The organism is Paenibacillus sp. GYB004, from assembly GCF_036577605.1.
Classification (GTDB): Bacteria; Bacillota; Bacilli; order Paenibacillales; family NBRC-103111; genus Paenibacillus_AB; species Paenibacillus_AB oceani.
The window spans coordinates 51,322-64,855 of the sequence record NZ_JARBDB010000068.1; the positions used below are offsets into that span (position 1 = coordinate 51,322).

A 13,534-nucleotide genomic window follows, 5' to 3' on the forward strand; every position below is an offset into this window, starting at 1 on the left:
CGTATGTCCTTATCATCTGATGTGCATCTCGACGCTTCTCCCGAGGAAATGCAAATACTTCGTAACGCGACCCTTCTGCCCGTCGTCCTTTCCATTTTTACCGCAGACAAGGACAAAACCGAAAACGAGGGGCCGTTCGTCTTCTCCGCACCTTATCTGGCCGTAATGGAACGGGCCATCAGCCGCATCGGCGAAGATATGGCGATAACCGAGCGGGAGCTGCGCAGACGCGGAATCGTCCTTTACGGGGAGGAACGGAACTACAGGGAGGTTTCCCGGGAGTACGACTGCCGGGGGCGCCGGGCCAAGTATACGCTCATACGCGGTATGTTCGGGGGAGAGCTCGAGCTGCTGATGGATTATTATCTGGGCCTATATGACGGACGTCTGTAAGGGAACCGCGTTGAACAAAAGGATCGTATTTCTCGCAGACTGCCAATCCTTCTATGCCTCCGTCGAGAAAGCGTCGCGTCCGGATCTGGACAACAAGCCGGTCGTAGTCGCAGGCGATCCGGAACGACGGTCCGGGATCATTCTGGCTGCTTGCCCGATTGCCAAATCATATGGGGTGACGACGGCGGAGTCAATCCGGGAATCGCTCGCCAAGTGCCCGCAGCTTGAGATCATCAAGCCCCGTATGCAGTACTATATTGACGTTTCTTTGCAGATCACCCGCATTTACGAACGTTTCTCCGATCTGGTCGAACCTTACTCCATCGACGAACAATTTATTGATGTGACCGGCTCCCGCGCCCTGTACGGCGAACCGGAGCAAATCGCCAAGGCAATCCAGGAGCAGGTCTGGAACGAGACGCGGATCCGGACGCGGGTCGGAATCGGCGAGAACAAAATTTTAGCGAAAACGGCTTGCGACAATTATGCGAAAAAGGAGCCTTCCGGCATCTTCTATCTCCATAAAGAGAAGCTTGCGGATACGCTGTGGCAGCTCCCGATCCACAAAATGTTCATGGTCGGCTCGCGGATGACGCAGCATTTTAACCTGCTCGGCATTACGACGATCGGAGAGCTGGCAAATACCCCGCTGGATAAAGTCAAAGAAATGCTCGGACGCAAGTTTGGGAAAAATAGCGACATCAACGCCGAGGTGCTCTGGCGGATCGCCAACGGCCACGACGATTCCCCGGTATCCCCCTATACGTTCGATACGCAGCAGAAGGGGATCGGCCACATGATGACACTTCCGGTCGATTACCGGAACCTGGAGGATCTGAAGGTGGTGCTGCTCGAGCTGTCGGAGCTGGTGTGCCAGCGGTGCCGTTCGAAGGGGCTGATGGGGCAGGTCGTCGCGGCGGGATGCCAGGGCGCGGATTTCGACCGGCCGACGGGCTTTTACCGGCAGATGAAGCTGGCTTATACGACGAACTTGACGGGGGAAGTGTATGAGGCCGTCTGCCGGCTGTTCGAGAAACATTGGAACGGCATGCCGGTCCGTAAAGTAGGCGTCACCTTGTCCGATCTGACTTCGGACGACGCGTACCAGATGTCCATGTTCCCGGACGACCGCGAGCGGAGGATGCTGCTGGAGCGGACGGTCGATGAAGTCAAGCTGAAGTACGGCAATACGGCGCTGATAAGGGCGTCGTCCGCCACCCCGCCGGCTCAGGCTCAGCGCAGGTCCAAGATGATCGGGGGGCATTATAAGTAGCGAAGGACCCGCTTCGAAGCTTCCTGTCGCCCCCGGGATGAGTTCCATCCCCCACCCCCGGTATAAGCCGTTCCCGCGCGCCTTCCGTTTTCATAAGATAACACGAGGCCAATCCTTGAAATTCGACGAGATGGCGGTGGTGCATCATGACGAACCAGACATTTATCGGACGAATCGCCGGAGGCGCCGTCGAGAACATGGTGACATCCGGGGTGCTCGCCAGCATTACAATCGCGCAAGCGGCTTTGGAGACCGGCTGGGGGGCTTCGGTGCCCGGCAACAATCTGTTCGGTATTAAAGGAAGCGGAACGACACAGGATACGCGGGAATATATAAACGGCCAGTGGGTGACGATTCGGGCAGGCTTCCGTACGTATGCCAGCTGGGAGGACAGCATCCAGGATCATTCGCGGTTTTTGCATGAAAACCGCCGGTATGCGAACGCAGGCTTTTTTGCGCACAGCGCCGCAAGAGATTACGCCGGTGCCGCGCGCGCCTTGCAGGCTGCCGGATACGCGACGGACCCGAACTATGCGTCCAAGCTGATCAGCATCATTGAGAGTTACGGATTGACAGCTTACGACCGGGAGGCGGATCAGATGATTCAAGCGATTGAAGAGTTGAACACGCAGCTCGCGGCTCTAAAAGGGGAATTGGCCGGGACGAAGCAAGATCTGGCCGATGTGAGGCAGCAGCTGAACATGCCCGAAGTGCCGGATTGGGCGGAGGCGGCCGTTGAAGCGGCGGTCCGAGCCGGTCTGGTCGATTCACCGGAGAACGGATCGTACGACTTTTACCGGATTATCACGGTTCTGCACCGCAGAGGGTTAATCTGATACAAAGGAGGGGCGCTGTCCTGGCGCTGCCTCCCTTTTTTTGTCGCCCGCAGCTAAAACAAATATAACTGTTGGACGGCGGGACCCGCAGTAGAGCAAGCCGAATCGTCAGGCTGCGGTTTAGCGGCTAATCGGACCGACTCGGAGTCCCGAAGACCGTATTGGACAAGCCACTGCCGGATCTTATGCCTAAGCGGGTGCCGGTACGATTCCGGTGCGGAGGAGGTGCCATTATACAAGGCCGCGTACGTTTCGGTCAGATGCGGATACACCTCCCGCAGCGTGTGGAAAAACCACACCTTCACTTCCCGGGTACTCAGCCGCAGGAACGAAGACATGACATACTCGGGACGATGCTCTGCCAGCGCTTGTATGAGGCTGTGCAAATCCTCCTCCCCGTCCGATAGAAAGGGCAAGATCGGCGCAACGAATACGCCGACCGGTATGCCGGCTTGCCCGAGCTGACGGACGGTGTCCAGACGTTTGGCCGGAGAAGGAGTGGAGGGCTCGAAATTGCGCCAAATGTCCGTACGCAACGTGCCGATGCTGATATTGACCGACACTTCGGGCATGCGCCGAAGCAGGTCGAGATCGCGTAAAATCAGCGGCGACCGGGTTGTGATCGATACCGGGACCGGATAATCCGCCAGCACCTCCAGGCACTGCCGGGTTAATTGCGCTTTCGCCTCGACCTGCTGATACGGATCGGTTGCCGTGCCGATCGCAATCCGACCTATACCTCCGATGCCTTTACGCGACCGCGCCATCTTCTCCAACTGTTCCTTAAGGGCTTCGGCCGCATTGGTTTTCAGGAAGATGCGGTTTTGAAACGTATCGTCGGCTTCGGCGCCCAGGAACGAATGCGTGGAACGGGCATAGCAGAAGGCGCAGCCGTGCTGGCATCCCCGGTACGGATTGATGGACTGCTCAAACGGCATGGACGGGGCTTTAACGGCGTTAAGCATGGTTTTGACGGGCATCGGCTCGTAACGAATTTGACGTTTCATTCACCTTCACCACCTGTTATAATAAGAACATATGTTCTTATATTAACAAAAGCAATCCGGCCGCGCAATCGGTATGTTGCACCAGGAGGGGAGGCAGGTTACCTGTAGCGGGTCCGAGGCTTCCGATCCCGGAAACGGCGGCTTACTAGGCGGCACCGGCATTAATTCGTCATAAGTTCAGGCGACACTTGCGTCAGCGGCTATTGGGTACGATCGTGGTACCGCCTACTCCACAAAATAGTTGTCCCTCCAAGGGGATGTAGCTTATAATGTCGCGAACAGGGACTACTCGCCGAATGTCCTGCCCAGAGAGGAAGATGATCATGATTTTGGAATCCGCCATGCTGCAAGTTAAGCCGGGAGAGGCGGAGCGGTTCGAAGCCGCTTTTGCCGAAGCGTCGGCGATTATCTCGTCCATGCCGGGGTACCGGTCGCACGAGCTGCATGCCTGCATCGAGGAAGAACGCAAATATTTGCTGCTCGTCCGCTGGGACACCCTGGAAGACCATACGATCGGCTTCCGCGGCTCCGAGAAGTATCAGGAATGGAAAAGGCTGCTGCATCATTTCTACGATCCGTTCCCGACCGTCGAGCATTTCCGGCGCATCTATCCATCCTGAAAGGAGGTACCGGCGTGAACGAATGTGCAGGCTACAACCGCGATATAACCGCCCAGACCGAGCTGCTGTGGTCGATGGTTTCCGGACAGCGGTGGCTATCCGCCATGCTCGAGGCGGCGCCTTCCCTTGGACAGCACAGCTATTATCTGGGAGCCGGCTGTATCGTCCAGACGGTATGGAACGTTTTGTCGGGCTACGACCCGCTTTACGGAATCGAGGATGCGGATTTCGTTTATTACGACGACAGGGATCTGAGCTTTGAAGCGGAGGACCGGACGGTACGCAAGGCGCAGGCGCTTTTTGCCGACGCCCCGGTGCGGATCGACGTGAAAAACCAGGCCCGCGTCCACCTCTGGTACGAATCGCGTTTCGGGTACCCGATCCGCCCGTACCGGACACTGGAAGAAGCGATCAACAGCTGGCCGACGACGGCGACCTGCGTCGGAATCCGCCTGGACGGACCGGGGAAGCCGTCGGTATACGCTCCGTACGGTTTAAACGACCTGTTCGGCATGATCGTGAGAGCGAACAAAACGCAGATTACCCAAGACATCTACGAACGCAAAGCGGCCAAGTGGAAAGCGAAGTGGCCGGATCTGACAATCCTGCCATGGGATCAATAGACGTTCGGTCGGACGAGCCGGGAGGAGCGGAATATGGGGAATGGCGGCCAACAGGAACGGCAAACGTTAACGCTAAACCAGCTGCAAGCTTACATTAAAGAGAAGGATTACCGCCCCGAACTGAAGCACCAGTACATGCTGAAGCTGTTCGAGGAAATCGGCGAGCTGGCCGAAGCTGTCCGCAAGGACAAGCTGTATCGGGAAACGGGGGAAATTAAAGGGACGATCGATGAAGAGCTATATGACGTCCTGTACTACGTTGCGGCGATCGCCAATGTGTACGGGATCGATCTGGAGACGAGCTGCCGCCTGAAAGAGCAGTTGAACCGTAACCGGTATCCGGCCCAAAGCGGTGAATGAACGGAAGGAACAAGGGAGGGACGGGAATGGAACGGTATCCAGAAAGCAGGCTGCTGTATGCGATCCGCGAGATCGAGCCCGATGACTGCGCTCCGATTCGTTCGGTGGCGGAGGCATGGTGGGGAGGCCCGGTAGAAAGCGATTGTTTGACGAAATGGTTTTTCCGGCATTTCCGCCAGACGTGCTTCGTTGCCGTCAAGGAGGGACGAATCGTAGGTTTTGTGCTCGGCTTTTTGTCGCAGAGCTTGCCGGACGAGGCTTACATCCGTCTCGTGATGGTGGACCCGGATTGCCGGGGGATGGGGATTGCGCGCGCTTTGTACGACGAGTTTATCGAAACGGTCCGGGATCTGGGACGAAGCGCAGTCGTCTGCGTGACCGCTCCGACGAAGTCGGGCTCGATCGCGTTTCACACCAGACTCGGATTCCGGATGGACGCTCAGGACGGTATAGCGGAAGGACTCCCCGTTTGCGACGATTACGACGGGCGGGGAGGCAGGCGCGTCGTATTCCGTCTGGAGCTGAAGGATCGGGTATAACGTGCAACGTTGCGGCGATTCCGGTCAGATGGACGAGCGGGAAACCCGACCTTGGACGGGGAAGAGGTTTTGTCTTTGGTCCGATGTGGGATGCTTCTCCCGGGTGCTATACTGAGTACATAATCAAGAGGGGGCTGCAGCGCCCGCATTCGGGAGGAGAGTATCACAATGAGCTTATCGCGATTGATGAAGTTCGTTACGGGCGGCATGGAAGCATTCCTCGGCATCCCGGTTCTGGGAGGCGCGTTCGTTATATTCAGCGGATACACGGCGTTATGGGTCATGCTGGCTTTGCACCTGGTCACCCTGCTGATTTGTCATAAAGAAAATGCGGGCAGGCTGGGCAGCGTCGTCGGGATTGTGACGAGCATCGTCGGCTTTATTCCAATTGTCGGCATGATCATGCACATCATCTCGGCGATCGTTCTGATCTTGAGCGCGCTGACGCAGCAGGACAATCGGTATTCGTCCGGCCCGTATCGCCGAGTGAGATAAGTACGGATGGCGCGTGTCAGGAAGCGCCGGCAGTAGAGAGGAACCGTCGGAGCTGGATTCCGGCGGTTTTTTTGTATGGAGAAGATAGAGAAGGAGTTTAAGGGCGGCCGTACACGGACAGCGGCCGGGTCGTTTAATACCTCGACGCCAACGGCCGTTATGATACAGCGGAGCGTGTGATGCAGCTTGCTTGATCATGCCGACAAGATCGGAGCGCTGGAGCGGACGATTTTGCTCGAGGAGCCGTTTCCGGAGGAAAACAAAGTATCGGTGGAAGCGATCCCCGTTCGCGTAGCGGCGGACGAAAGCGTCCACCATGCCAAGGACCAAGGATGCACGGGAGCGGATCGAACTGGGGTACGGGGCGATTACGCTCAAGCCGATCGCCAAAACGATCAGCGTAGCGCTGCAAGTGGCCAAGACGGCCTATGAACGCGGCGTGCCATGCTTCTGCGCAGACCCGACGGTGAATCCGTGGATGGTCGACTGGAACAAAAACGTAGCGGCCCGGCTCGCGCCGATACCCGGCCTGCGGGTCGGACTGATCGAGTCCAACGGTCCGCAAAACTACGCGAACTGGTCCGTGATGCGGGGCTACCACCCGGTTCCGGACGCGCCTTGGGTAGCTGCAAACAACGGCGTATTCCGGCTGGACGATGGCTTTTATGCAAGCAGCGCCGGCTCGTTCGAACGGAGTTCGCATTACGAGTCGCTGGCGTTCGAGCGGGTGTAGGCTGACGCGCCGGAGTAGCCCGGCTAGCGCGGATAGTGCCGTCATGTGGTAAACCACCGCCATGCGGCACCGGTCACCGCATGCCGGAAGCTTCGCATGGTGGGGGAAGTAGTGACTAGTATGCTGGTGCGGCGACAATGGTACGTTAGTTTGCCGCCAGGCCGGCGGAGTGTAAAGGTATTCTTTACTAATTAAAACCGATTCCTTCCTCCTCTGATCAGGGTGGAAGAATCGGTTTTAATTGGGTGGTAGCTCTTCAACCTTTCAACGCACATAGACATCTAAGAACGGGTGAGAGACCACCTTTCTTTCTGGGGAACGGCACATGATGTGTCGGGACAGCAGCCTGCCGAACAGCAAAATTGCGGAACGGCGGAACCGCCAAACCGCCAAACGGCCAAACGGCAAACCGCCAAACGGCCAAACGGCAAACCGCCAAACGGCCAAACGGCAAACCGCCAAACCGATAAACCGCCAAACCGCCGAACTGCGTAACAGCCGAACCACGTAATATCTGAAAATGTAGCGGAAAGTTTACTTCCTCTAATGTACGAATATTCCCGTATAAGCGGTCATACCGGAAGAAAAACTTCCTCTATTCTCGCGAAAAAGGGGGATCACAGCCTTTTTAGCGGGTATAGCGGAAACGATACTTCCGGTAACCCGTCTTATTACGCTGTTCTATTGCGATATAGGAAGTGAGACTTCCGCTAGTACATGTAAGCGTATGGCACCTACTCCAACCGACGCTTACTCCAACCGACACCTAGTCTAGACCCCATCCGTACCCCAAACCAACTTGCTTTCAAGCCCGCTCTCTACTCCAGCTCCATGTTCCACAGCCTGCGCATCTCCTCGCTGCCGGCGAGCAGCTCCTCAAGCGTGCCCTCCGCTTCGAGCCGCCCGTCCTTCAGCACGAGGATGCGGTCGGCGTAAGCGAGCGCCGATTTGCGGTGCGAGACGACGAGGCAGGTCGCTTCGCGGCGCTCGAACAGTCGCTCCCACAGCCGTCGTTCCGTCTCGACGTCGAGCGCGCTCGACAGGTCGTCGAAGACGAGCAGCTCGGCCTCGCGCACGAACATGCGCGCCGCGGCGGTCCGCTGCGCCTGGCCGCCGGACAGCTTCACTCCGCGCGGGCCGATGACCGTCTCCAGCCCGGCGGGAAGCCCCGCCAAATCCGGCTCCAGCACCGCGGCGCGGATCGCCGCATCCAGCTTGGCCGGATCGTCGGCGGCGCCGAGCAGAATGTTACGCTTCAGCGTGTCGCTGTACAGACGCGGCACCTGAGACGTGTACGCACTGCGCGGCGGCACGAAGAAGCTGCCCGGGTCGTCGACCGGACGGCCGTTCCAGCGGATGTCGCCCTCGTCCTTCGGCAGCAGGCCGAGCAGGGCGCGCACCAGCGTCGTCTTGCCGGAGCCGATCCGCCCGGTAATAACGGTGAACGAATGGCGGGGCAGACTCAAATCGATCGCTTCAATCCCCCGGCCTGTCTCCGGATAACGATACGTCAGATTGTTTACATCCAGCCGATCCAGCCGGTCCGCCTCCGTCTTGGCGGGAATAGCCGGTTCCTCAAGCGGGCCGCGGAGATACAGCGGATGCGGCTCGACGAGCCGCGTCGGCGGCGCGTTCTGCAGCAGGCTTTCCATCCGCTTCTTGGACACTTCCGTCTGCTTGAAGTAGGTGATGAACTTGCCGAAGTTCTGGATGAACTGGGTCACGAACGTCAAGTAATACACGAACAAAGCGAAGTCGCCGACCGTGAAGCTGCCGCTCCGCATCGATTGGGCGCCGAGCAACAGGATGAGCCCTGTTCCGAAATTCACCGTGTTGGAGAATACCGAATCGAGCGTCTGATTGAGCAGCTTGTCCTTCAGCATCGCGCTCCGGCGCTGGTCGTTCAGCGATTTGAACCGTCCGATGACCCGGCTCTCCGCGCCCGCGACCTGAATCGCCTGAACGGCGCCGAACATCTCGCTGATCGCTTCGGTTACCTGTCCGGTCGCTTCCCGGCTGGCCGCCCGGTATTTCTGCAGCATCGTCGTCGACAACTGCGCCGCCGTCACGACCAATACGAGCGGAACGAAGACGAGCAGCGTCAGACGGGCGTCGATTCCCATCAGAATCGCAAACGATACGATGGCGAACACCGTCATGCCGAACGCGTCCACCGACCAGCTGATCGCTTCCTCCGTCTGCTCCACATCGTCGCGGAAATTGCTGATCGCTTCGCCAGGGGAGATCGGAATCGCCTTGGCCCCCGGCTCCTTTAAGATATGATGCAGCATGTTCCGGCGCAGCAACCCGCCGACGCGCATCCGGAAATTAACGTCTGTAATAAACCCGCCGATGATAAAGCCGGAGCGGACCAGAGCCGTGCCGAGCAGCAGGATGATCAGCGTCCACAAACCGAGCTGCGCGGGCGCGGAGCCGGACAGCGTATCGAAAAAGGCTTTCGTGACCAGGCCCGGCAAAATCGGGGTCAGATAGATCAGCGTCCACATCAAGGCGTTGGCGATATACCAGCGCGGCCGGTAACAGATCAGCCGCCATAACAGTTGAAAGGTCGTCATACGAGCATCTCCTCCATTCCGGCCGCGAGCATCCGGCTAAATCGGGAGTTTGGATCGGCCGCCAGCGCCTCGCGGTCCCCGAACTCGGAAATCCGGCCGTTATCGAGAATCAAGATCCGGTCTGCGCGCTGCACGGTTGCCAGCCGGTGCGCGATGATGATGCAGGTCCTCTCGCGGAGCAGCTTCGTCACGGCCGCCTCCAGAAGCTGCTCGGTGGCGGGATCGAGACGGGATGACGCTTCGTCCAGAATGACAAGACCGGGATCGGTGAGAAAGACGCGGGCAAAAGCAAGCAGCTGCGCCTCGCCTGCGGACAGTCCGCCGCCGCCTGATTCGAGCGTCGAATCTAGCCCTTGCGGAAGGGAGCTCAGCCAGCTGTTAAGGCCGAGTTCGTTCAGCACGCGAATCATTCGTTCATCGGGTATGGACGTGTCGTAGAACGTCAAATTATCGCGGACCGTGCCCTGGAAAATTTCGATGTTTTGCGTCACCATGCCGATCCGTCCGCGCAGTTCCCGAAGCCGCGTATCCCGGATCGGGACGCCGCCCAGCCGGATTTCCCCTTGCTGAATATCGTAAAACCGGAGCATCAGCCTCGCCAGCGTCGTCTTGCCGCTGCCGGTCCGCCCCAGCAGGCCGAGCACCTGGCCTTTCTCGAGATGGAAATCGATGCCGTCCAGCGTAGCTTTGCCGCTCTCATACGAAAAGGTGACGTCGTCGAACGTAACGGCAAGAGGCCCGCCCGGAATCGGCGTTCCGATTCCGTCACGAACTGCCGGCTGCGTATCGAGCAACTGGCGGATTCGGACGATACTGGCGTCCGCTTTTTGCAAATCCTCCATCTGCGTGCGAATTTTCTCGATCGGCTTGGCCATCAGCTCGGTGTAATAAAAGATCATATAAACGGTGCCGATCGAGATCGCTCCTTTATGCCACAAATAGGCGCTCAGCGCAAAAGCGATCGCATTGCCGATCGTAAACACGACCAGCGTCGTAATCCACATCGCCGCCCAGCCGAGGAAGGCGCGGACCCGGATCGGCAGCCAGGTGCGCAGCAGCGTATGGAACTTGTGCATGACGAAGCCGCTGGCCCCGTTAGCCCGGGTATCCTCGGTGCCTTCGAGATGCTCGCCGAGAAAACCGAAGAAGTCGGCGCTGATCTGACGGAGCTTGCCCCAGTGGGGGACGGCGAACTTACGAATATATTGGATCGAATAAATGGCGGCGACGACAAAAAAGGTCATGCCGATTCCGACCAGCCAGCCTTCGCGGTACAGCAGGATGAGAATGCCGACGACCAGCAGCAGATTGCTCACCAGCGTAATGACGAAGTTGGAGAAAAAGTTGGCCAGCGTATTGATATCGCCGTCGACGCGTTCGATGATCGCACCGGTCGTATGCGACTTGTGAAACGACATGTCCAGGCCCAGACAATGCTCGGCAACATCGCCCCGAAGCTTGTTGGTCGCGATCCAGCCGATATTTTCGCTGATATAGGTCGCGCAGACCGTGACGATCTGCTGCAGCAGCGACACTCCGATGAACAGGCCGGCGGCGATCCATAAAGCCCGGTTGGACTCCGCGCCTTGCGCAGAATCGATGAAGTAACGGATGAATTGCGGATTGACGAGCTGCATAATCAGCCCGGCGATGAGCAGGGCGCTCAGCGCAATAATCGATCGCCGCTGCGAACGCAAGTAATGGCGCAGTAATCCGGCGTATTGGCGTAAAGGTATTTTAAACTCGGGCATACGAAACGTGCTCCCTTCCTGACAGACCCGAAAGCCGGGTCACAACCATGATAGTAACTGTAGAAGATTCCCGGCAGGGCGTCAACGGGAGATTTCGGATACAACCGATCTCCCCGGGAGCCGGGAAATCATTTCCCGTTAAGCCCGATACGGGCGGAAGGGAATGAAGTAGTTCTGTCGAACTAGTATGTCATTGGCAAAATTCGACTCGGATCACAGAGGAGCAAACGGACAGGCGCACGGGTGCAGCTATTGCAGCCGATTGGCCGCTCCGGACGCGAATTCGTCTGAATGACATTCATGACATACATGTGGGGGAAAAGGCATTGAACAAGGGTCTGATCAAACGGTTTGTTCCGGTAATCTTGTTCATGACAGCGCTGCAAGGCTGGACGTTATCGATTCCGTTGTTCGGATCGATTCTTGGCCCGAGTGCGGCTTCGGCGGGCGTGGACCCGGCTGAAGCGGCCACCGTCTTTCTGAGCGGATACGCCCTGTCCTTCGCCGGCTGGGGGGTGCTCCTGCATAGGCGGCGGCGAACGATCGGACGGCTGCTGCCAGCTCTTACGAGCGGCTGTCTGATTTTATGTGCGGCCCTTAGCCTCTCGCTGCTCGTGCTGGACGGCTCCGCGTGGCCTGCTGTCTTTGGCGCGATGGGGTTGTTCGCTTCGCTGCCGTCGCTCAGCTGGCTGTATATGCTCACCCGCTGCGTGCCTTTTGCGCAGATCGGACTCGCTCTCGGCGTTAACGGCATGCTCGTCAGCTTTGTCCGGTATTTCTTCCCTATTATTTCCGATCGCATCCCGCCACAAGCAGGGATTGCCATCGTATCGGCGCTTCCGCTCGTTGCGGTTTATATTTTGCTGCGAATACGCCAGGAATTGACGGGGGAGCATGCAGGCTGGGACGCGGACAGGGACAGCCGGCAGCAACCGGGGCATTCCGGAGTGAATCCGGTTCCGGTCATCGTTTTTATTTTTGTCATTTTCCTGCTTGGGGGCATCATGTACCAGGTCGTCGAACCGTTTATGCAGGAGTTCGGGAGTCATACGATTTATTACCAGACGATCCCTTACGTGCTGGCGATCCCGCTGGCCGGCTGGATCATCGACAGGCGGGGCTTCCGGCTCGCCATGGCGCTTGGCGTCGTGCTGCTGGGGCTGGCGTATACCACATTCGCCTTCTCCACCTCTTTTCCGGCTGCCGTTGCCGGCAATACGCTGATCCAGATCGGGTTTGCCGTGCTGGACGTCTTCGTGCTGTATGCACTGGCTGCCGTATCGTCGCCGGACCGCCGGTTTCTCGTCACAGGGATCGGCCTTGGTTTCTACATCTTGTCGATTCGGCTCGGGACCGAATTGAATGCGCTGGTCGTTCCGTATTCGAACGGCAACTATATCGTCGTTTATTTGACGGCGCTGTTTATTTTGCTGATCAGCGTGCTGCTCATTCATTGGGTGAGCGATTTCGAGCCGCGCGAGATCGAGAAGCGGCAGCGTCTGGAGAAGCTGGGCACGTATTATGAGGAAAAGGACGCCGAGCTTCGCGAAGCGCGTCAAGTTCAGGCCGGCATGCTGCGCGCCCAGTGGCGGCTGCCGCCCGGAATCGAGGCGGCCGTAATGACCGAATCGGCCAAGGAGGTGGGCGGCGATTTTTACGATCTGATCCCGCTCGACGGGCGCCGCGCGTTATTTGCCGTCGGAGACGTCACGGGCAAAGGGCTCGCCGCCGCGCTGGTCATGTCCAAGATGATCGGCCTGCTGCGGTCCGAAGCTTATTACGGCCATTCGCTTACGGAAATTGTGGAGCATATGAACCGGATGCTGCTGCGCGAGCCGGAGGAGATGGCGATGGTGACGCTCGGGCTGGCGCTCGTGGACCGGGAATCGTCATCGGTCACCTACGTCTCGGCCGGCCATGTCGCTCCCTACATCGTGCGCGGCGGATCGGCGGAAGCGCTCGATACCCACTCTCTGCCTCTCGGCATCGATGAGGTGCTGCGTCCGTGGAGCGGCAAAGTCGTGATGGAGCCCGGGGATTTGTTCGTCATGTACACCGACGGCGTGCTGGATCTGGAGAACGGCGGCGGCGAACGGTTCGGGCTGGACCGGTTCGAGCAACTGCTAAGTGAAGCCGGCGAAGGGGGAGACCCGGAGCTGGCGCTGAAGCGGATCGTGGACGCATTCAACCGGTTTGGAGCCGTTACCGACGATACGACGCTGCTCCTGATCCGGATGAACGGAGGGTGAATCGGAGCCCCTGGAAGGGGGAGGTTTGCTCTCGAAGAATTTTGTCGAAAAAAGTAAGAATATGATGGAAAATGTCGGT

The 13,534-nt window shown here is 58.4% G+C and carries 13 protein-coding genes; 10 read left to right on the forward strand and 3 right to left on the reverse strand.

What is annotated here, in order from left to right; translation table 11 throughout:
• The first annotated feature begins 3 nt into the window (after positions 1–3).
• The 3 genes from PV433_RS31180 to PV433_RS31190 all read left to right on the forward strand — a co-directional run bounded on the left by PV433_RS31180 (position 4) and on the right by PV433_RS31190 (position 2,502).
• Positions 4–393, forward strand: a complete 390-nt coding sequence (locus PV433_RS31180) for a hypothetical protein (protein ID WP_332075874.1) — start codon at positions 4–6, stop codon at positions 391–393.
• 10 nt (positions 394–403) lie between these two features.
• On the forward strand, positions 404–1,666 hold the full coding sequence (locus PV433_RS31185; protein WP_442951595.1) for a DNA polymerase IV: 1,263 nt from the start codon (positions 404–406) through the stop codon (positions 1,664–1,666).
• A 146-nt stretch (positions 1,667–1,812) separates the two neighbouring features.
• On the forward strand, positions 1,813–2,502 hold the full coding sequence (locus PV433_RS31190) for a glycoside hydrolase family 73 protein (protein ID WP_332075876.1): 690 nt from the start codon (positions 1,813–1,815) through the stop codon (positions 2,500–2,502).
• Positions 2,503–2,555: 53 nt separating this feature from the next.
• On the opposite strand, the gene PV433_RS31195 is transcribed toward PV433_RS31190, so the two are convergent.
• Positions 2,556–3,509, reverse strand: coding sequence for an SPL family radical SAM protein (locus PV433_RS31195; protein WP_332075877.1), 954 nt, complete (start codon positions 3,507–3,509; stop codon positions 2,556–2,558).
• A 323-nt stretch (positions 3,510–3,832) separates the two neighbouring features.
• Here PV433_RS31195 and PV433_RS31200 point away from each other — a divergent pair, with 323 nt between their 5' ends.
• The 6 genes from PV433_RS31200 (at position 3,833) to PV433_RS31225 (ending at position 6,879) form a co-directional block, all read left to right on the forward strand.
• Entirely contained in the window at positions 3,833–4,129 is a 297-nt protein-coding gene (locus PV433_RS31200) for an antibiotic biosynthesis monooxygenase family protein (RefSeq protein WP_332075878.1), read from the forward strand.
• A gap of 14 nt (positions 4,130–4,143) precedes the next feature.
• A complete protein-coding gene (locus PV433_RS31205; protein ID WP_332075879.1) occupies positions 4,144–4,752 on the forward strand; it encodes a nucleotidyltransferase family protein in 609 nt (202 codons plus the stop codon).
• Positions 4,753–4,785: 33 nt separating this feature from the next.
• Positions 4,786–5,112, forward strand: coding sequence for a MazG nucleotide pyrophosphohydrolase domain-containing protein (locus PV433_RS31210; RefSeq protein WP_332075880.1), 327 nt, complete (start codon positions 4,786–4,788; stop codon positions 5,110–5,112).
• Positions 5,113–5,138: 26 nt separating this feature from the next.
• Positions 5,139–5,651, forward strand: a complete 513-nt coding sequence (locus PV433_RS31215) for a GNAT family N-acetyltransferase (RefSeq protein ID WP_332075881.1) — start codon at positions 5,139–5,141, stop codon at positions 5,649–5,651.
• A 168-nt stretch (positions 5,652–5,819) separates the two neighbouring features.
• Positions 5,820–6,146 (forward strand): hypothetical protein, encoded by a 327-nt coding sequence (locus tag PV433_RS31220; protein ID WP_190930171.1) that lies wholly within the window; start codon positions 5,820–5,822, stop codon positions 6,144–6,146.
• Positions 6,147–6,462: 316 nt separating this feature from the next.
• The gene (locus PV433_RS31225; protein ID WP_332075882.1) at positions 6,463–6,879 is read left to right on the forward strand and encodes a hypothetical protein; all 417 of its coding nucleotides are present in this window, start codon (positions 6,463–6,465) and stop codon (positions 6,877–6,879) included.
• 818 nt (positions 6,880–7,697) lie between these two features.
• Here the strand turns inward: PV433_RS31225 and PV433_RS31230 are convergent.
• Positions 7,698–9,455, reverse strand: a complete 1,758-nt coding sequence (locus tag PV433_RS31230; protein WP_332075883.1) for an ABC transporter ATP-binding protein — start codon at positions 9,453–9,455, stop codon at positions 7,698–7,700.
• Positions 9,452–11,206 carry an ABC transporter ATP-binding protein gene (locus PV433_RS31235; protein ID WP_332075884.1) on the reverse strand — a complete coding sequence of 585 codons (1,755 nt, stop codon included), beginning with the start codon at positions 11,204–11,206 and terminating at the stop codon, positions 9,452–9,454. Before PV433_RS31235 ends, PV433_RS31230 begins: the two co-directional genes overlap by 4 nt.
• A 326-nt stretch (positions 11,207–11,532) precedes the next feature.
• On the opposite strand from PV433_RS31235, the gene PV433_RS31240 reads away from it, so the two are divergent.
• Positions 11,533–13,455, forward strand: coding sequence for an MFS transporter (locus tag PV433_RS31240; RefSeq protein WP_332075885.1), 1,923 nt, complete (start codon positions 11,533–11,535; stop codon positions 13,453–13,455).
• Positions 13,456–13,534 lie beyond the last annotated feature (79 nt).